A 16,494-nucleotide genomic window follows, 5' to 3' on the forward strand; every position below is an offset into this window, starting at 1 on the left:
TTTTGGTTAGAGACTTGAAACTTTAAATTTGAAAAACTGAAAAACCGAAAAACGTTGCTTCCGCGACAACCGATCAGTGATGGTCGTGCGCCTGGCCGATATACACCAGCGTCAGCATCATCATGATGAACGCCTGGAGCAGCACGATCAGGATGTGGAAAATCGCCCATGCGGTGCCGGCAATGACGTGGCCGACAAAACCCAGCACCGACGCATCTGCGCCAAAGCTCCAGATACCGCCCAGCAAGGCGATCAACAGGAACACCAGTTCGCCGGCGTACATATTGCCGAACAGTCGCATACCGAGCGACACGGTCTTGGCACAGAATTCGATGATGTTGAGCAGCAGGTTCGGGATCCACAGCAGGAAGTGGTTGCCGAACGGTGCGGTGAACAGCTCGTGCATGAAGCCGCCCGTGCCCTTGATCTTGAAGCTGTAGAACAGCATCAGAATGAGCACGCCGACGGAGATACCGAGCGTGCCGTTAAGGTCGGCCGTCGGCACAATGCGGTGATGCGTGATGATGGAACCCAGACCCACCCATTCGATCACCTTCGACGGCAGATCGACCGGCAGCAAGTCCAGCGAGTTCATCAGCGTGACCCAGACGAAAACGGTCAGCGCCAGCGGGGCGATGAAAGCGCGATTGCCGTGCACGATGCTCTTCGACTGGTCTTCGACCATTTCCACGAGCATTTCGACCGCTGCCTGAAAACGGCCCGGCACGCCTGCGGTGGCCTTACGTGCCGCCATCCACAGAATGAAGCAGCCCAGAACGCCCATCGCGACCGACCAGAACATCGTGTCCCAGTTGATGATCGAGAAATCGACGATGCTGGTCTGCGTCGAGCTCGCGAGGTTTTGCAGGTGGTGCGAAATGTACTCCGACGGGTTCGGAGCGTGGCCGGCTTCTACTGACATAGCGATCAAACACCCAATTATGAAAATCCGCACACGGTAGCGTGTCGACGCGTGAGCGGTTTTCCACCGCTACTTCAGTGCCATCGCAAGCCAATAGACTTTGAGCGTGAGCACGAAGGTGATCAGAAGCGCGATCCAGTGAACTCCTGGAAATCCGTACGCCACCGCCACCAATAACGCAATCGTCGTTGCTACCTTGATCGCCTCTCCCGTCACCAACGAACCGACGGAGACACGATCACCTGAAATTCTTAGCCGAAGCGCAAACAGCGCGCCCGGGATCCAACCGATCATTCCACCCAGCCATGCAGACAACGCCGCGTCTCGTGGCGATGCCGACAGTAGCCACCAGGCCAGCGTCGCTACCAGCGACAGCAGTACCTGGGCTCCCACCACCCTGAATGGAGTCACACTTGACGCGCGCCCCACATCGGGACCGAACAGGCGCTCAGCCTGCGCACGCGTGAGTGGAACGATAGGTTTTTCCTGCTCCTGCTCGTCGTCCCAAGCCTCGTATGCTGCACGTGCCGGCGCTTGCGGTTCGGGTTCGAAGTTCGACCGTGATTTCTCGGTCATCTCGCAGCCTCCCCGCCCGACTCGTACAAACGAATGGGCTCTTCAAGCAGTTAAACCCGCGAGATTTTACGGGAAATTACGAAGGCCAGTCAATCTAAACGCGCAACAAATTCGCCGAAACTGCACAGTGCATGCTTCGATTTGGCGCCAACTCTCACGGAGTGCAATTTCCCTCATGGTGCAGCGCGACATTACGCGCAAACGCCGCACATTCCCCGCAGCAGGCCTGCGTTCCGTGCGCGTTCAGACCCATTTCAGTGCAATGAACCCGATTAGCAGTGCCATCAGATAAAACGGGACGGAAAGGTAATGAAAGCGCCACCAGATTCGCTCGGATTTCGCCATGCGCAACGCGATCAGGTTGGCCAGCGACCCGACGGCCAGTCCGAAACCCCCGACCGCAACGCCAAGGGCGAGCGCCGGCCAGTTCTGCGAGTACTCCGCGAGCAGAATCGCAGCCGGAACATTACTGATGAATTGTGACAAGACCGCCGCCCCACCGTAGGCCATCGGTCCTTGCGAGAAATCGAAGTGCCCGAGCGCGGCACGAACTTCCGTCAGTCCGGCCACGCCGCGCAACACGACGAACATCAGCACGAAGATCGCGAGCAACAGCCAGTCGATGCCGAGCACGGCATTGCGCCGCGCAACGATCAGCACGGCGGCTACGCCGGCGCACGCCCAGGCGGCGAAGCCGTGATCGGCCAGCGTCACGAAAACGACGAACAGCGCCAGTGAAATCCAAAGCAGCGGCCAGCGCACGTCATGTTTCGGCCCCTGTCGCTGAAAATGCAATGTTCGCGAATCGAATGCGAACGCACACACTGCGAGCAGCATCGCCATGAGCGCGAGGGTGATGGGCGTCATCATGAGAACGTAGGCGCCGAAGCCCATGCCGCTTTGCTGCCAGAGGAAGAGGTTCTGGGGATTGCCGAGCGGGGTGAGACTCGAGCCGGCGTTGACGGCCAGCGCAAGAAAGATGATGAGGCGCTCGATGCGGACCGGCGCGATGCGTGCGAGCGACTGCGCGAGTGGAACGACCGCGAACAGCGCCACGTCGTTGGTCAGCAGCGTGGAAAGCGCCGCGGCGAACGTCACCATCAGCAAGGCGAGGCGGCGCTCGGTGCGAAACGCGCGAAGCAAGCGTTGCGCGAGCCAATCGAGAAAACCGCTCTGATCGATGGCGCGCGTGAGCATGAGCAAACCTGCGAGCGTGAGGATCGTGTGCCGATCAATGCGCGTGAACAGTTCGCCAAGGCTCGCGGGTTTCGCAATCTGCAGTATGACGAACACCGCGAGCAAAATGAGCAACACGCGATCGCCGCGCACGCGCTCGTAGGTCACATGCAACGCACGCACGGCGCGCGACGCGACGCTCGCGCGAGACGTCGTTTTCGTGGGGCCTGAACTTTCCACCGGATCACCGGCCGGATGGCTCACGACAGTATCATCAGGACGCCGAAATTATTCCGCGCGAATGCGCGCAAGAATACCATCGAGCGCATCGAGGCTACCGAACTCGATCATCAGTTGTCCGGCGCCCTTGCGGCCGACCTTGATCTTGACGTTCGAGGCAAGCAGATCCGACAGTTCCTCTTCGAGGCGTGTGACGTCGCGACCGCCCTCTTCCGCCGAGCGACGGCGAATGCCGTCACCTTGAGGCTTGAGCGAGGCGTTCACGATACGCTCCGTGTCGCGCACCGACAGTCGCTTGTTCACGACCTGATTCGCCAGCGTGATCTGCGTGGCAGCATCGACGGATAGCAACGCGCGGGCGTGGCCCATATCGAGATCGCCTGCGAGCAACATCGTTTGCACCGGGTGGGCGAGATTGAGCAGGCGCAGCAGGTTCGACACCGCGCTACGCGAGCGGCCGAGCGATTCCGCCGCTTGCTCATGCGTGTAATTGAATTCGCCGAGCAGCCGTTGAATGCCCTGCGCTTCCTCAAGCGGATTCAGGTCTTCGCGCTGAATATTCTCGATGAGCGCCATCGCAGCGGCCGCTTCATCGGGGACGTCGCGCACCAGCACCGGCACTTCGGAGAGTCCGGCGATGCGTGCCGCGCGAAAGCGTCGCTCACCGGCAATAATTTCGTACTTCTCACCATCGACACGCCGCACCAGAATCGGCTGCATCAGCCCTTGCGCGCGGATGCTCGCGGCGAGTTCCTGCAACGCCCCTTCATCCATGCGGGTACGCGGTTGATACTTACCGGCCTGAAGGCGTTCGAGCGCCATCACCGAGGGCGTGCCGTCGGCGCCCGCTTGCGCGGCGCCGTTATGGTTATCGGCGTGGGCGCCCAGCAGCGCTTCGAGGCCGCGGCCCAGGCCCTTTTTTTTCAGTGCGTTGGTCTTGGTCGCCATGACAATGCGTTCCTGCGCGAATGCGCCTTACATAGTTTGAATGCGCGCGATCATTTCCGCGCCGAAGTCCAGGTACGCCCTCGCACCGCGCGACGCGGGATCGAAGACGACGCCCGGCATGCCGTAGCTCGGCGCTTCGGCGAGTCGCACATTACGCGGAATGATCGCGTTGAAAACCTTGTCGCCGAAGTGCGACTTCAATTGCTCCGAGACCTGTTGCTGCAGCGTGATGCGCGGATCGAACATCACGCGCAACAGACCGATCACCTTGAGATCACGGTTCAGATTCGCGTGCACCTGCTTGATCGTGTTGACGAGGTCGGACAGTCCTTCAAGCGCGAAATACTCGCACTGCATCGGAATGATGACGCCATGGGCGGCGCACAACCCGTTCAGGGTCAGCAGCGAAAGTGTTGGCGGGCAGTCGATGAGCACGAAGTCATACTCGCCGTCGACCTTCTCCAGCGCTTGCTTCAGACGCGTGTCGCGATTCTCCAGCGAGACGAGTTCGACGTCCGCACCCGCCAGTTCGCGATTGGCGGGCAGCACATCGTAGTTGCCCGTCTCCGAACGCTGCGCGCTCGTGCTCACGTCGATGCCGTCGACCAGCACCTCGTAGACGCTCGTCTCGAGCGAGGCCTTGTCGATACCGCTGCCCATCGTCGCGTTGCCTTGCGGATCGAGGTCGACCAACAAGACACGCTGCCCGTGCGACGCCAGTCCGGCAGCGAGGTTCACCGTGGTGGTCGTCTTGCCGACGCCGCCCTTCTGATTGGCCACGCAGAAAATTTTCGCCATGCCGATGTAGTCCTCCGATTGCTGCCGTGTTGATGCGATTGGTGCAGATGATGCCGGGATGCGTGCGCTCGGGCGTCACGGATAACGACCACGAGACGATCAAATTTTCGCCCGTGGCGGACACACATCCCGTTAATTCGATTATCTGAGTAAAGCTCAGTTATTACCTGTTTCAACCTGCCTGCCGACCTGAAATTGCCGGCGCGTGGTGCTCAGGGCGCGCTCGCCTTCTGGGGTGTCAACACCAGCTTGTCGGTGTCGTAACCTTGCTTGCGCAATTGCGCCCGCATTTGATTCAGTGTGTCGTCGTCGATCTTCGGGGTGCGCGAGAGGATCCAGAGATACTCGCGGCTCGGTTCCCCAACAGCGGCATACTGATAGTCACCGTCGAGCACGATAACCCAGTAGTTCGCCCAAAGCCAGGGAATCCAGCGCAGCCAGTCCGGTGCAAACGTCACTTTGAAGCGTGCCGTGCCGGTGCCTTGCCCGTCCGTACGCGCCACGCCGGAATCGCTCGCCCAGGCGCCGTCTTCCTTGCGGCATTTGTTCGTGACGTCGATGTTGCCGTCCGGCCGGGCGACGTACTCAGCCGTCACGTCCGACACACATTTTCGCTCGAAGAAATTCGGATAGCGTGCTATTTCATACCAGGTGCCGACATAGCGCGTCTTGTCGATTTTCTGCACGGGACGCACGCGCGTGGTCAGCGATTCCTGGCCGGATTGCGCCCAAGCCACGGCGGCGACCACCGACAATCCGACCATCACGGCGCCGGCCCAACGAGTCATTCGGGTCATCCCGTAACCTTTACGCGGAGCAAATGACGCTCAGCATCGAGAAATGGCACTTGCAAAGCCAGGCGTTCGATCAATTCGCAGCCTTCCGGCAATGCCAGTTCGCTTTCGGCGGCGACACCCTTCATCGCCCAGAAGCTGCCGTCGGATGCCAGCAAGTGACGCGCGAGGGTGACGAAATCGGACAACTCGGCAAAGGCGCGCGAGACGATGGCATCGAAGGGCGCGGGCACTTCTTTACCCACGACGAGCGACTCGACGCGTCCGGTGACGACCGTGAGGTTGGTCAGCTTGAACGTGGCACGGGCTTGCGTCAGAAAAGCGGTCTTCTTGTGAACGATGTCGTTTACCGTCACTTGCCAGTCAGGGCGTACGATGGCGAGCACCACGCCCGGCAGCCCGCCCCCCGAGCCAACGTCCAGCACACGTGAAATCGGCTCGCGGTCGAGACGCGGCAAAATCGAGAGCGAATCGAGCAGATGCTTGACGACCATTTGCCGCGGATCGCGAATCGAGGTCATCTGCAACGAAGCATTCCATTTCGCCAGCAGCATCTGATAATCGAGCAGACGTGCCTGTTGCTCGGCATCTATCGAAAGACCGAGTTGCTCGATACCGTCTGCCAATAGGGTGGCGAGTTCATTGCCGTCTGCAGCGGCATTACGCGGAGCAGTCATAAGGTCTCCGCGTCAGGCAGCGTGCTGGTCGCCGGCATCGCCGTCGGCAGCGACATGGGTGTCGGCGGACGGGTTTCCTGCCGCACGTCGGCGGCCGAGTCCTTTCTTGAGGTGGATCATGAGCAACGAGATCGCGGCAGGCGTCACGCCCGAGATGCGCGATGCCTGACCCAAGGTTTCCGGGCGCTGCGCATTCAGCTTCTGGCGCACTTCAATCGACAACCCACGCACGTCGTTGTAATCGATGTTCGCAGGCAGCACCGTGTTCTCGTTCGCTTCCTTGCGCACGATTTCATCGGCCTGACGGTCGATGTAACCCTGATACTTCACTGCGATCTCGATCTGTTCCCGAATCTGGTTGGCTTGCAGTGCATCGTCGGACAATGGCGATGTCGGTGCAAGACGACCACCCTGCACGGCCATCAGCGCGTCGTAGCCGACTTCCGGTCGACGCAGCAGGTCCGCCAATGAATACTCATGATCGATAGCTTTCCCCAGCAACGGCACGGCGTCTTCGGCCGGGAAGGTCTTCGGATTCACCCACGTTGATTTGAGGCGTTCTGTTTCACGTGAAACAGCATCGCGTTTGCGGCAGAACGCTTCCCAACGAATGTCGTCGACCACGCCCAGTTCACGCCCGATTTCCGTCAGACGCATGTCGGCGTTGTCTTCCCGAAGCGACAGCCGGTACTCCGCTCGGCTGGTGAACATGCGATACGGCTCGGACACGCCACGCGTAATCAGGTCGTCGACGAGCACGCCAAGGTACGCCTGGTCTCGGCGCGGGCACCAGGCGTCACGGCCTTGTACCTGCAGCGCGGCGTTGATACCCGCGAGCAGACCTTGGGCGGCGGCTTCTTCGTAACCGGTGGTCCCGTTAATCTGTCCCGCGAAGAACAGAGCCGAGATAACACGCGTTTCCAGCGAGCTGCGCAGACCGCGCGGATCGAAGTAGTCGTACTCGATGGCATAGCCGGGTCGCAAAATGTATGCGTTCTCCATGCCCTTCATCGATCGAACGAGTTCGAGCTGCACGTCGAAAGGCAGGCTGGTCGAGATACCGTTCGGGTAATACTCGTTGGTCGTCAGACCCTCGGGCTCGAGATAGATCTGATGCGACGTTTTATCGGCAAAGCGATGAATCTTGTCTTCGATCGACGGGCAGTATCGTGGTCCCACCCCTTCGATCACACCGGTGTACATCGGCGACCGATCGAGGCCACCGCGAATAATGTCGTGGGTCCGCTCGTTGGTATGCGTCACCCAGCAAGGCACTTGTCGTGGATGCTGATCGGGACGTCCGAGAAACGAAAAAACCGGTACGGGATCGAGATCGCCAGGTTGCTCCTCCAGCACGGAGAAGTCGATGGTGCGACCATCGATGCGCGGCGGCGTCCCTGTCTTCAACCGACCTTGCGGAAGCTTCAACTCTTTGAGTCGGGCGGAGAGGCTGATCGCGGCCGGATCTCCGGCGCGCCCACCGACGTAATTGTTGAGGCCGACGTGGATCTTGCCATCGAGGAACGTACCGGCAGTCAGCACAACAGCGCGAGCACGGAAACGGAGGCCCACTTGTGTGATGGCCCCGACGACACGCTCGCCCTCGACAATAAGATCTTCGACGGCTTGCTGGAACAGCCATAAATTCGGCTGATTCTCCAGTCGATGACGGATAGCCTGTTTGTAGAGAAGACGGTCGGCCTGGGCGCGAGTGGCACGAACCGCCGGGCCTTTGGACGAATTCAGGATACGAAACTGAATTCCGCCCTCGTCCGTCGCAGCGGCCATGGCGCCGCCAAGGGCATCGACCTCTTTAACGAGGTGGCCTTTGCCGATCCCGCCAATGGAGGGATTGCAGCTCATCTGGCCGAGGGTCTCGATATTGTGGGTGAGCAGAAGCGTCTTACAGCCCATGCGGGCTGAGGCGAGCGCAGCCTCGGTGCCGGCATGGCCGCCACCCACCACGATCACGTCAAACTCGGTCGGATAAAGCATCGCAATATTGCCGCTAACGGCAAACTCTCTGGATCGGTAATTGCGGAATTATAGCGGCATTGCAGTGCATCATTTGTAACCACGCATGTGTTTCACGTGGAACGTGCGTGGAAAACGACGGTTTTGGGGACTGTTTCACGTGGAACGTGGGGAAATCTCATGGTAAGTAGGTGCTTTCGCGGAGCTTGCCAGCCCCCGTCAACCACAACCTTCCACCGCTCCTCCCCTCCGCCGACCTCCGGGCAGCGGAGATCACCGGTACCCTGACTACGCTCCAACTTAAAGTCGCTCCGTCAGGGCACCGGCAATCTCCGCCAAGCGGGCGCCCGACTAAAACTCGATGAACCGGTCGTTCCTTGTCTCACGTGAAACGTAAGGGGTTTTCGCGTAAGGCAGACGCTTCGTGCACCTTGCCGTCCAAAAAAACCACAACCTTTCACCGCTCTCTCACCTCCTCCGACCTCCGAGCTGCGGAGATCACCGGTGCCCTGACTGCGCTCCAACTTAAAGTCGCTCCGTCAGGGCACCGGCAATCTCCGCCAAGCGGGCGCCCGACTAGAACTCGATGAACCGGTCGTTCCATGTTTCACGTGAAACTTAAGGGGTTCTCGCGTAAGGCAGACGCTTCGTGCACCTTGCCGTCCAACAAAAACCACAACCTTTCACCGCCCCCTCTCCTCCTCCGACCTCCGGGCAGCGGAGATCACCGGCACCCTAACTGCGCTCCAACTTAAAGTCGCTCCGTCAGGGCACCGGCAATCTCCGCCAAGCGGGCGCCCGACTAAAACTCGATGAACCGGTCGTTCCTTGTTTCACGTGAAACGTAAGGGGTTTTCGCGTAAGGCAGACGCTTCGTGCACCTTGCCGTCCAAAAAAACCACAACCTTTCACCGCTCTCTCACCTCCTCCGACCTCCGAGCTGCGGAGATCACCGGTGCCCTGACTGCGCTCCAACTTAAAGTCGCTCCGTCAGGGCACCGGCAATCTCCGCCAAGCGGGTGCCCGACTAGAACTCGATGAACCGGTCGTTCCTTGTTTCACGTGAAACGTAAGGGGTTTTCGCGTAAGGCAGACGCTTCGTGCACCTTGCCGTCCAACAAAACCACAACCTTTCACCGCCCCCTCTCCTCCTCCGACCTCCGGGCAGCGGAGATCACCGGCACCCTAACTGCGCTCCAACTTAAAGTCGCTCCGTCAGGGCACCGGCAATCTCCGCCAAGCGAGCGCCCCAGTAAAACTCGGTAAGACGGTCGTGCCCTGTTTCACGTGAAACCCAACGTGCTCCATAGCAGACAGCAATTATCTAAGGGGTTAGCGACTACGTGCCGCCAGCGGTCGTGAGAGTGACGATCGAAGTTCTCGTGGAATGTGTTCGTCCTGCTGCAGCGGTAAGGAATCCCACGAAGCCGTTTGAAGAGAGATGAGGGAGATCTTGAGAAAGTCGCAGTCCAGAGCCAACGAACATCTAGCTGTTGGCGTCGGCGTCGTAACGCAATTTGAAATTACGGACGAGACCGAGGCGGCGCCGATTCTTCCCCGGACGTGTGAGAGGTGGGTATCGGGGGTGCCCTGACGGAGCGACTTTAAGTTGGAGCGCAGTCAGGGCACCCCCGATACCCACTGCCCGGACATACGTAAGAGTGGTGTCGTGTTAGCGGGATGCGGTGTTCCAGAAGAAGCGGAACAACGGCTTGAGCGTCGGAAATGGCATTCCGCAGGACACCACGAGCGACACGATGAATGAAGCGTAAGCCTATCAACGTCGGCAAAAACTCGGACATCCGACCGGTGCGAATTGGGGGCGCCCTGACGGAGCGACTTTAAGCTGGAGCGTAGTCAGGGCGCCCCCAATTCGCACTGCCCGGAAGCAAGACAAGAGCGACGACGAATTACAGGGACGTGGTGTCAAGCTGCCACGTTCCACGTGAAACCAAAAAAGCAAAACGACAACGCAAAAAGCAAAAACACGCTTCGTCACCCCCCAACCGCATCGCGTTATCCACACCCCACCATCGCCGTCGAAATTCCATTTCAGGAATTTGCTTTTCTGTGGATAACATCGAACACGAATTTCACTCGAAATTCGAAAAAATCCCGCAACCCCTTATTGCGGCAGTGCGCCATAGATTTGAGTTACCCACACATATCCACAACCAACTGTGAATAAGTGATCTAGCACACTTCAGAACCGAGGCTTGCGGCCGGCCCAAAGGAAATGGGGACGGATGCTACACGCGAACGATCGTTCGCTATTGCACCGATGCCCCACAATGAAAAAGCCCGCCGAATCGGCGGGCTTTCTCGGTAGCACTCCAGACTGATCGAACGACGACCCGCCGATCAGGCAGCCTTCTTGGCCAGCCCCAGATAAGTCTCGATGACCTTCGGATTGGTCGCCAATTCCTGCGCCGGGCCTTCGAGCGCCAACTCGCCCGTCTCGATCACATAAGCGTAATCGGCGACCTGCAGCGCGGCCCGGGCGTTCTGCTCGATGAGCAAGGTTGCCACACCCGTCTTGCGCAAGTCATTGATGATATGGAAGATTTCCTTCACGATCAGCGGCGCCAGGCCCAGACTCGGCTCGTCGAGCATCAGCAACTGCGGCTTGGCCATCAACGCTCGGCCCACGGCCAGCATCTGGCGCTCCCCGCCCGAGAGCGTCCCCGCCTGCTGAACACGACGCTCTTTCAGACGCGGGAACAGCGCGTAGACCACCTCCATCTGGTCGAGGAAGTGCTTCTCCCCCGCTTTCTTGCGGCGATAAGCGCCCAACAACAAGTTGTCCTCCACCGTCATCGTCGAGAACAACTCGCGCTTTTCCGGCACCAGACACATGCCCCGCGAGACACGCGCTTCGATGCTCAGCGCCGACATCTCGTGACCCAGATAGGCCACACTGCCCTTGCTCGATCCGTTGTGCGGCAGCGCCCCCATGATGGCGTTGAGCATCGACGACTTGCCCGCACCGTTCGGACCGATCACCGTGACGATCTGCCCTGCTCCTACCCGCAGATGCGCCCCATGCACCGCCTCGACTTTGCCGTATGCGACGGCGAGGTCCTTGACCTCCAGAATCGCGTCTGCCATCACTCCACTCCTCCCAGGTACGCTTCGAGCACCGCCGGGTTCTTCTGCACGTCTTCCGGCAGCCCCTCGGCGATCTTGGTGCCGAACTCCATCACCACCAGGTGATCCGTCAGATTCATCACGAAGTCCATGTCGTGCTCGACCAGCAACACGCTCATGCCTTCATCCTTGAGCTTCCTGAGCAGATCGCCCAGCGCCTGCTTCTCCTTGTAACGCAGGCCCGCCGCCGGCTCGTCGAGCAGCAGCAAGGTCGGATCGCACGCCAGCGCACGCGCAATTTCCAGAATGCGCTGTTGCCCCAACGCCAGACTGCCCGCTTCGTCGTACATGTGCGCCCCGAGGCCCACACGCTCGATCTGCTTTTTCGCCTCATGCAGCAGCATGGCTTCTTCGTGACGATCCAGACGCAGCACGCTGGACCACACGCCACCCTGCGGGCGACGACGCAGCCCGTGCTTGTCGCGCAGATACGCACCGATCGCCACGTTCTCCAGCACGCTCATTTGCGGCATCAGCCGCACGTGCTGGAACGTCCGGCCAATGCCGCGCTTGACGATCTCGCGCGACGGCAGACGATCGACTCGCTCGCCCAGGAACGAAATCTCGCCGCGCGTGGCCTGCAACACCCCGGTCACGAGGTTGAACGTGGTCGACTTGCCCGCACCGTTCGGGCCGATCAGGCCCACGATCTCGCCCGCCTTCACCTCGAACGACACATCGTTCACGGCGACCAGACCACCGAACTCCTTGCGCGCCTTCTCCAGCTTGAGCACCACCTCGCCCACCGCAGGCTTCGGACGATGGCCCAACGGCTCGGCCTGCTCCGGCGCCTTCGCCACGCGCCGCGCCGGGAAGATCTTGCCGAAGAACGGCCACACGCCGTCGCGCGCATATTGCAGCAGCAGCACGAGCAACACCCCGAAGACGATCGTCTCGAAGTTGCCGTTTGCCCCCAGCAGCACCGGCAGAATGTTCTGCAGGTAGTCCTTGAGCACCGTGAGAATCGCCGCGCCCAGCACCGCGCCCCACACGTGCGACACGCCGCCGACCACCGCCATGAACAGGTATTCGATGCCGTGGTTCAGGTTGAACGGCGTGGGGTTCACCGCACGCTGCAAGTGCGCGTACAACCAGCCCGAGATCGCCGCGAGCACTGCAGCGTAGACGAACACGACCACCTTCATCCACGCCGTGTTCACGCCCATGGCTTCTGCCATCACACCACCGCCCTTGAGTGCGCGAATGGCACGGCCCGGGCGCGAATCCAGCAGGTTCTTGATCGACACCACGGCCAGCACCACCACGATCCAGATCAGGTAGTACATCTGACGCCCGCTCGCCAGCTCCAGGCCGAACAGGTTGATGGTCGGGATGTCGTTCAGCCCGTCGTACTTGCCCAGGAACTCGAGGTTGCCGAACAGGTAGTACAGCGCCAGCCCCCACGCGATCGTGCCCAGCGGCAGGAAGTGGCCCGACAGGCGCATCGTGATCGCGCCGATGATGAGCGCAGCGCCGGCGGTAATCGCCACGCCCACGATCAGACCGAGCCACGGCGACGCGCCGTAAGCCGTCGTCAGGTAGGCCGTCGCGTAAGCGCCCAGTCCCACGAACGCCGCTTGTCCGAACGACGTCATGCCGGCCACGCCGGTGAGCAGCACCAGGCCGATGGCCACGATGCTGTACAGGCCGATGTAGTTGAGCAGCGTCACCCAGTATTCAGGCAAACGCACCGGTGCAGGCAGGACCGGCAAAACGGCCAGCAGCACCAGGAAAATCAGGAAGTATTTGTTTTTCATTCTGTGGTCCGCCCCGGCTTATTCCTCGTCTTCTTCCACGTGCTTGCTTGTGAGCGAGAGCCACAGCAGCACCGGAAGGATCAGCGTGAAGACGATGACCTCCTTGTACGCACTCGCCCAGAACGACGAGTACGACTCCAGCAGGCCCACGAGAATGGCGCCGAGTGCGGCGACCGGATAGCTCACCAGACCGCCGATGATCGCGCCCACGAAGCCCTTCAGGCCGATCAGGAAGCCCGATTCGTAATAGATGGTCGTGATCGGCGCGATCAGAATGCCGCACAGCACGCCCAGCACCGCCGCCAGCGTGAACGCCAGACGACCGGCCTGCACGGTGCCGATACCGACCAGGCGCGCGCCCAGACGATTGACCGCCGTGGCGCGCAGCGCCTTGCCCGAGAGCGAACGGTCGAAGTAGAAGTACAGCGCCAGAATCATCACGACCGACACGCCGACCACCCACAGGCTTTGACCGGAGACCATCACCGAGCCGATGTTGAAGCTCGCATCCGAGAACGCCTGCGTGCGCGAGCCTTCGGCGCCGAACATCACCAGTCCGAGGCCCGTCAGCGCGAAGTGCACGCCCACCGAGACGATGAGCAGCAGCAGCGTGCTCGCCTCCGCCAGCGGCTGATAGGCCAGGCGATAGAGCATCGGCCCCATCGGCACGACCAGCAGCAGCGTGAGCGCGATCTGCACGAGCATCGGCAAGGTCATCGGCGCGAGCGCCTTGACCACGAAGAACACGGCAATCGGGAACACCAGATATTTGCCCGCAAACACCGGCACCAGGCGACCCGCCAGTTTGCGACGCTCGCTATGACGCAGCACGCCGGAGGTCTCAACGATGAACGTGCAAATACCCATCGCCACGAGCAGCCAGCTCGTGAGCGGAAACTTCTGGGTCTGGAGTGCCGCCAGCGTGAGCGCGCCATACGACACGAACTCGCCCTGCGGAATGAAGATGACGCGGGTGACGGAGAACACCAGCACGAGCGCCAATGCCAGCAAGGCATAAATCGCACCCGTGGTGATGCCGTCCTGCGCCAGGATGGCTGCAATCGAAAGATCCATGCTCCTCTCACTTCGTTTGAGTACTTCTTGAACCGGCTGGCGAGACAGCCGGTGTGATGCACGGCGCGGCGCGCTGCCACCCCGTTCCCCTTCACATCGACACACCCGCACATCCCCGTGCGGCAGTGCAGCGAATTATGAATTGTATAAATCGTTATGCATTGGTAAAACCCGGGTGACTACTGAGACGGCGAAGTCCGGTCTCCACCGACCTCCCGCTTCACATCCCGCTTCACACATCCCACCTCACATCCCACCTCACACCGCACCTCACTCCCGTCCCCGTCCCGCGCACGCCCGAATTTCCGGCTTCCCGACCTGAGCCGACGCGCGGGGTCGCCGTCGCCGCGCGTCGACTTTCCGAGGGTTGCGCGGCGTCCCGGTCGGCTCAGACCGCCTTGCGACGGCGGCGCGGCTTGGTGGGCAGCGATGGCGCTTCGGCCAGCACCTCCGCAGGCAACGCCTCGCGCACGACATCGAGCAACCGGTAGATCTCGGCGAGCGTGTCGCGCCCGACCTTGTCTTCCAGATAGCGATAGCGTTCTTCGACCAGCGGCCCGAGCTTCTTGCACAAGGCGCGGCTCGACGGCGTGAGCGACACCATCACGCGACGCTGATCGGCAGCCACCCGCCGGCGCATGATGAGACCCGATGCCTCCATGCGCTCGAGCATGCCCGACAGGCTGGGACTCAGGATGCAGCACTCACGCGCGACCTGCCCGATTTCCATTTCCCCGGATTCGCTATCGTTGACGGCCCGTATGACACGCCATTGTTGTTCCGTGATGTCGTAGCAATTGAGCAAGGGGCGGAAAAGGCCCATTACCGCTTCGCGCGATTGCAGCAACACCAGGGATAGGTTGCGGTGTTCGAATTCACCCGTCATGGATTTACGCTCGAAAGGATCGGCCGTTCAGCCCCCCGGCTGCGGCGATCAGGTTGGGACAATGCGGCCTCTCATGTGCCGCTCGCAAATGCATGTCCTGCCGTCTCTTTGCGATGCGCGAAACTACCACGCTTAAAAAAAACGGGCGCGAACGCCCGTTCTTTCGGCCCGACTGGTCAAACCGGGCGTCGATACCGCAGATACTGCTGATGTGACAGCGGGGCATGCCTGCATGCTATAGGCAGCCCCGACGCGCATCAGTTCGCCAATTTCCACTTGCCGTCGACGATTTGCACCATCACGCGCGAGCGCTGATCCAGACCGTTGTGGTCGTTCTTGCTCATGTTGAAGATACCGGCGGTGCCCGGCATGTCCTTCACGCCTTCGAGCGCGTCGCGCAGCGCGGCACGGAACTCGGCGGTGCCCGGCTTGGCCTTCTTCAGCGCGACCGGAATCGCCTTTTGCAGCAGCAGACCGCCGTCCCAGGCGTGGCCGCCGAAGGTCGAGATCGAGCCGGCGCCATAGGCCTTTTCATACGCCGCCTTGTACGCAGCCGCAGACTTCTTCACCGGATTGTCGTTCGGCAGTTGCTCAACGACGAGCAGCGGGCCAGCCGGCAGGTAAGTTCCTTCGCAGTCCTTACCGCACACGCGCAGGAAGTCGTTGTTCGCCACGCCGTGCGTCTGATACAGCTTGCCCTTGTAGCCGCGCTCCTTGAGCGTCCGCTGCGGCAGCGCTGCCGGCGTGCCCGAACCGGCGATCAGCACGGCGTCCGGGTTCGCGCCCATGATCTTGAGCGCCTGGCCGGTCACGGACGTATCGGCGCGGTTGAAGCGCTCGTTCGCCACGATCCTGATCTTGTTCAGATCGGCGGCCTTCTGGAACTCCTTGTACCAGCCTTCGCCGTAGGCATCCGAGAAGCCGATGAACGCTGCGGTCTTCACGCCGCTGTCCGCCATGTGCTTCGCGATAGCGGTCGCCATCAGAATGTCGTTTTGCGGGGTCTTGAAGGCCCACGTGCGCTTGGCGTCCATCGGCTCGACGATGGCGGCGCCAGCGGCCATCGAGATCACCGGCGTCTGCGTCTCCGCGGCCACGTCGACCATGGCCAGCGAGTTCGGCGTGACGGTCGAGCCGAGCACGGCGTCGACATGATCTTCACTGATCAGCTTGCGCATGTTCTTGACGGCCGTCGTCGTGTCGGTCGCGTCATCGAGCACGATGTACTGCACCGACTGGCCGTCGATCGTCTTCGGCATCAGCGCAATCGTGTTCTTTTCGGGGATGCCCAGCGAAGCCGCCGGACCGGTCGCCGACAGCGACACGCCAATCTTCACCTGAGCGTTCGCAACGCCCGCGACGAGCATCATGGCCGATGCCATGCACAGCAACTTCAGTTTCATTTGGGTCTCCTCACAAAAATTTCGAATTCGTTTTTTTACATTAACCGACCGCGCAGTCGGTAAATCGACGCCCATCTTACGGGCACCAATGCCAGTTCGTAAAGTGCGGTTTCCCCACGTGT

At 60.9% G+C, this 16,494-nt stretch carries 13 protein-coding genes; all 13 read right to left on the reverse strand.

Translation table 11 applies throughout. From position 1 onward, the window contains the following. Nucleotides 1–73 precede the first annotated feature (73 nt). The 13 genes from atpB to UC34_RS24270 all read right to left on the reverse strand — a co-directional run bounded on the left by atpB (nucleotide 74) and on the right by UC34_RS24270 (nucleotide 16,372). On the reverse strand, nucleotides 74–922 hold the full coding sequence (gene atpB, locus UC34_RS24210; RefSeq protein WP_044457494.1) for a F0F1 ATP synthase subunit A: 849 nt from the start codon (nucleotides 920–922) through the stop codon (nucleotides 74–76). Nucleotides 923–991: 69 nt separating this feature from the next. Continuing rightward, nucleotides 992–1,498 (reverse strand): ATP synthase subunit I, encoded by a 507-nt coding sequence (locus tag UC34_RS24215; RefSeq protein WP_044457495.1) that lies wholly within the window; start codon nucleotides 1,496–1,498, stop codon nucleotides 992–994. 243 nt (nucleotides 1,499–1,741) lie between these two features. Further along, complete coding sequence (locus UC34_RS24220; protein ID WP_044458635.1) at nucleotides 1,742–2,857, reverse strand: SLC13 family permease; 1,116 nt, start codon at nucleotides 2,855–2,857, stop codon at nucleotides 1,742–1,744. Nucleotides 2,858–2,962: 105 nt separating this feature from the next. After that, complete coding sequence (locus UC34_RS24225) at nucleotides 2,963–3,862, reverse strand: ParB/RepB/Spo0J family partition protein (RefSeq protein WP_044457496.1); 900 nt, start codon at nucleotides 3,860–3,862, stop codon at nucleotides 2,963–2,965. 27 nt (nucleotides 3,863–3,889) lie between these two features. Beyond that, complete coding sequence (locus UC34_RS24230; protein ID WP_044457497.1) at nucleotides 3,890–4,660, reverse strand: ParA family protein; 771 nt, start codon at nucleotides 4,658–4,660, stop codon at nucleotides 3,890–3,892. Nucleotides 4,661–4,872: 212 nt separating this feature from the next. Beyond that, the gene (locus UC34_RS24235; protein ID WP_237165192.1) at nucleotides 4,873–5,448 is read right to left on the reverse strand and encodes a lipocalin family protein; all 576 of its coding nucleotides are present in this window, start codon (nucleotides 5,446–5,448) and stop codon (nucleotides 4,873–4,875) included. Between the two features lie 5 nt (nucleotides 5,449–5,453). Continuing rightward, nucleotides 5,454–6,131: a 16S rRNA (guanine(527)-N(7))-methyltransferase RsmG gene (gene rsmG / locus UC34_RS24240; protein ID WP_044457499.1), complete on the reverse strand. Its 678-nt coding sequence runs from the start codon at nucleotides 6,129–6,131 to the stop codon at nucleotides 5,454–5,456. 12 nt (nucleotides 6,132–6,143) lie between these two features. Next, complete coding sequence (mnmG, locus tag UC34_RS24245; RefSeq protein WP_044457500.1) at nucleotides 6,144–8,126, reverse strand: tRNA uridine-5-carboxymethylaminomethyl(34) synthesis enzyme MnmG; 1,983 nt, start codon at nucleotides 8,124–8,126, stop codon at nucleotides 6,144–6,146. 2,340 nt (nucleotides 8,127–10,466) lie between these two features. Continuing rightward, nucleotides 10,467–11,213 (reverse strand): ABC transporter ATP-binding protein, encoded by a 747-nt coding sequence (locus tag UC34_RS24250; protein WP_044457501.1) that lies wholly within the window; start codon nucleotides 11,211–11,213, stop codon nucleotides 10,467–10,469. Next, nucleotides 11,213–13,009, reverse strand: coding sequence for a branched-chain amino acid ABC transporter ATP-binding protein/permease (locus UC34_RS24255; RefSeq protein ID WP_052811230.1), 1,797 nt, complete (start codon nucleotides 13,007–13,009; stop codon nucleotides 11,213–11,215). The genes UC34_RS24250 and UC34_RS24255 overlap by 1 nt, the downstream gene beginning before the upstream one ends. An 18-nt stretch (nucleotides 13,010–13,027) precedes the next feature. Then, nucleotides 13,028–14,083 (reverse strand): branched-chain amino acid ABC transporter permease, encoded by a 1,056-nt coding sequence (locus UC34_RS24260; protein WP_044457502.1) that lies wholly within the window; start codon nucleotides 14,081–14,083, stop codon nucleotides 13,028–13,030. Nucleotides 14,084–14,471: 388 nt separating this feature from the next. Beyond that, nucleotides 14,472–14,969, reverse strand: a complete 498-nt coding sequence (hpaR, locus tag UC34_RS24265) for a homoprotocatechuate degradation operon regulator HpaR (RefSeq protein WP_044457503.1) — start codon at nucleotides 14,967–14,969, stop codon at nucleotides 14,472–14,474. Nucleotides 14,970–15,226: 257 nt separating this feature from the next. After that, nucleotides 15,227–16,372 (reverse strand): ABC transporter substrate-binding protein, encoded by a 1,146-nt coding sequence (locus UC34_RS24270; RefSeq protein ID WP_044457504.1) that lies wholly within the window; start codon nucleotides 16,370–16,372, stop codon nucleotides 15,227–15,229. Nucleotides 16,373–16,494 lie beyond the last annotated feature (122 nt).

The sequence above is a fragment of the Pandoraea vervacti genome (assembly GCF_000934605.2).
In the GTDB taxonomy this organism is placed as follows: Bacteria; Pseudomonadota; Gammaproteobacteria; order Burkholderiales; family Burkholderiaceae; genus Pandoraea; species Pandoraea vervacti.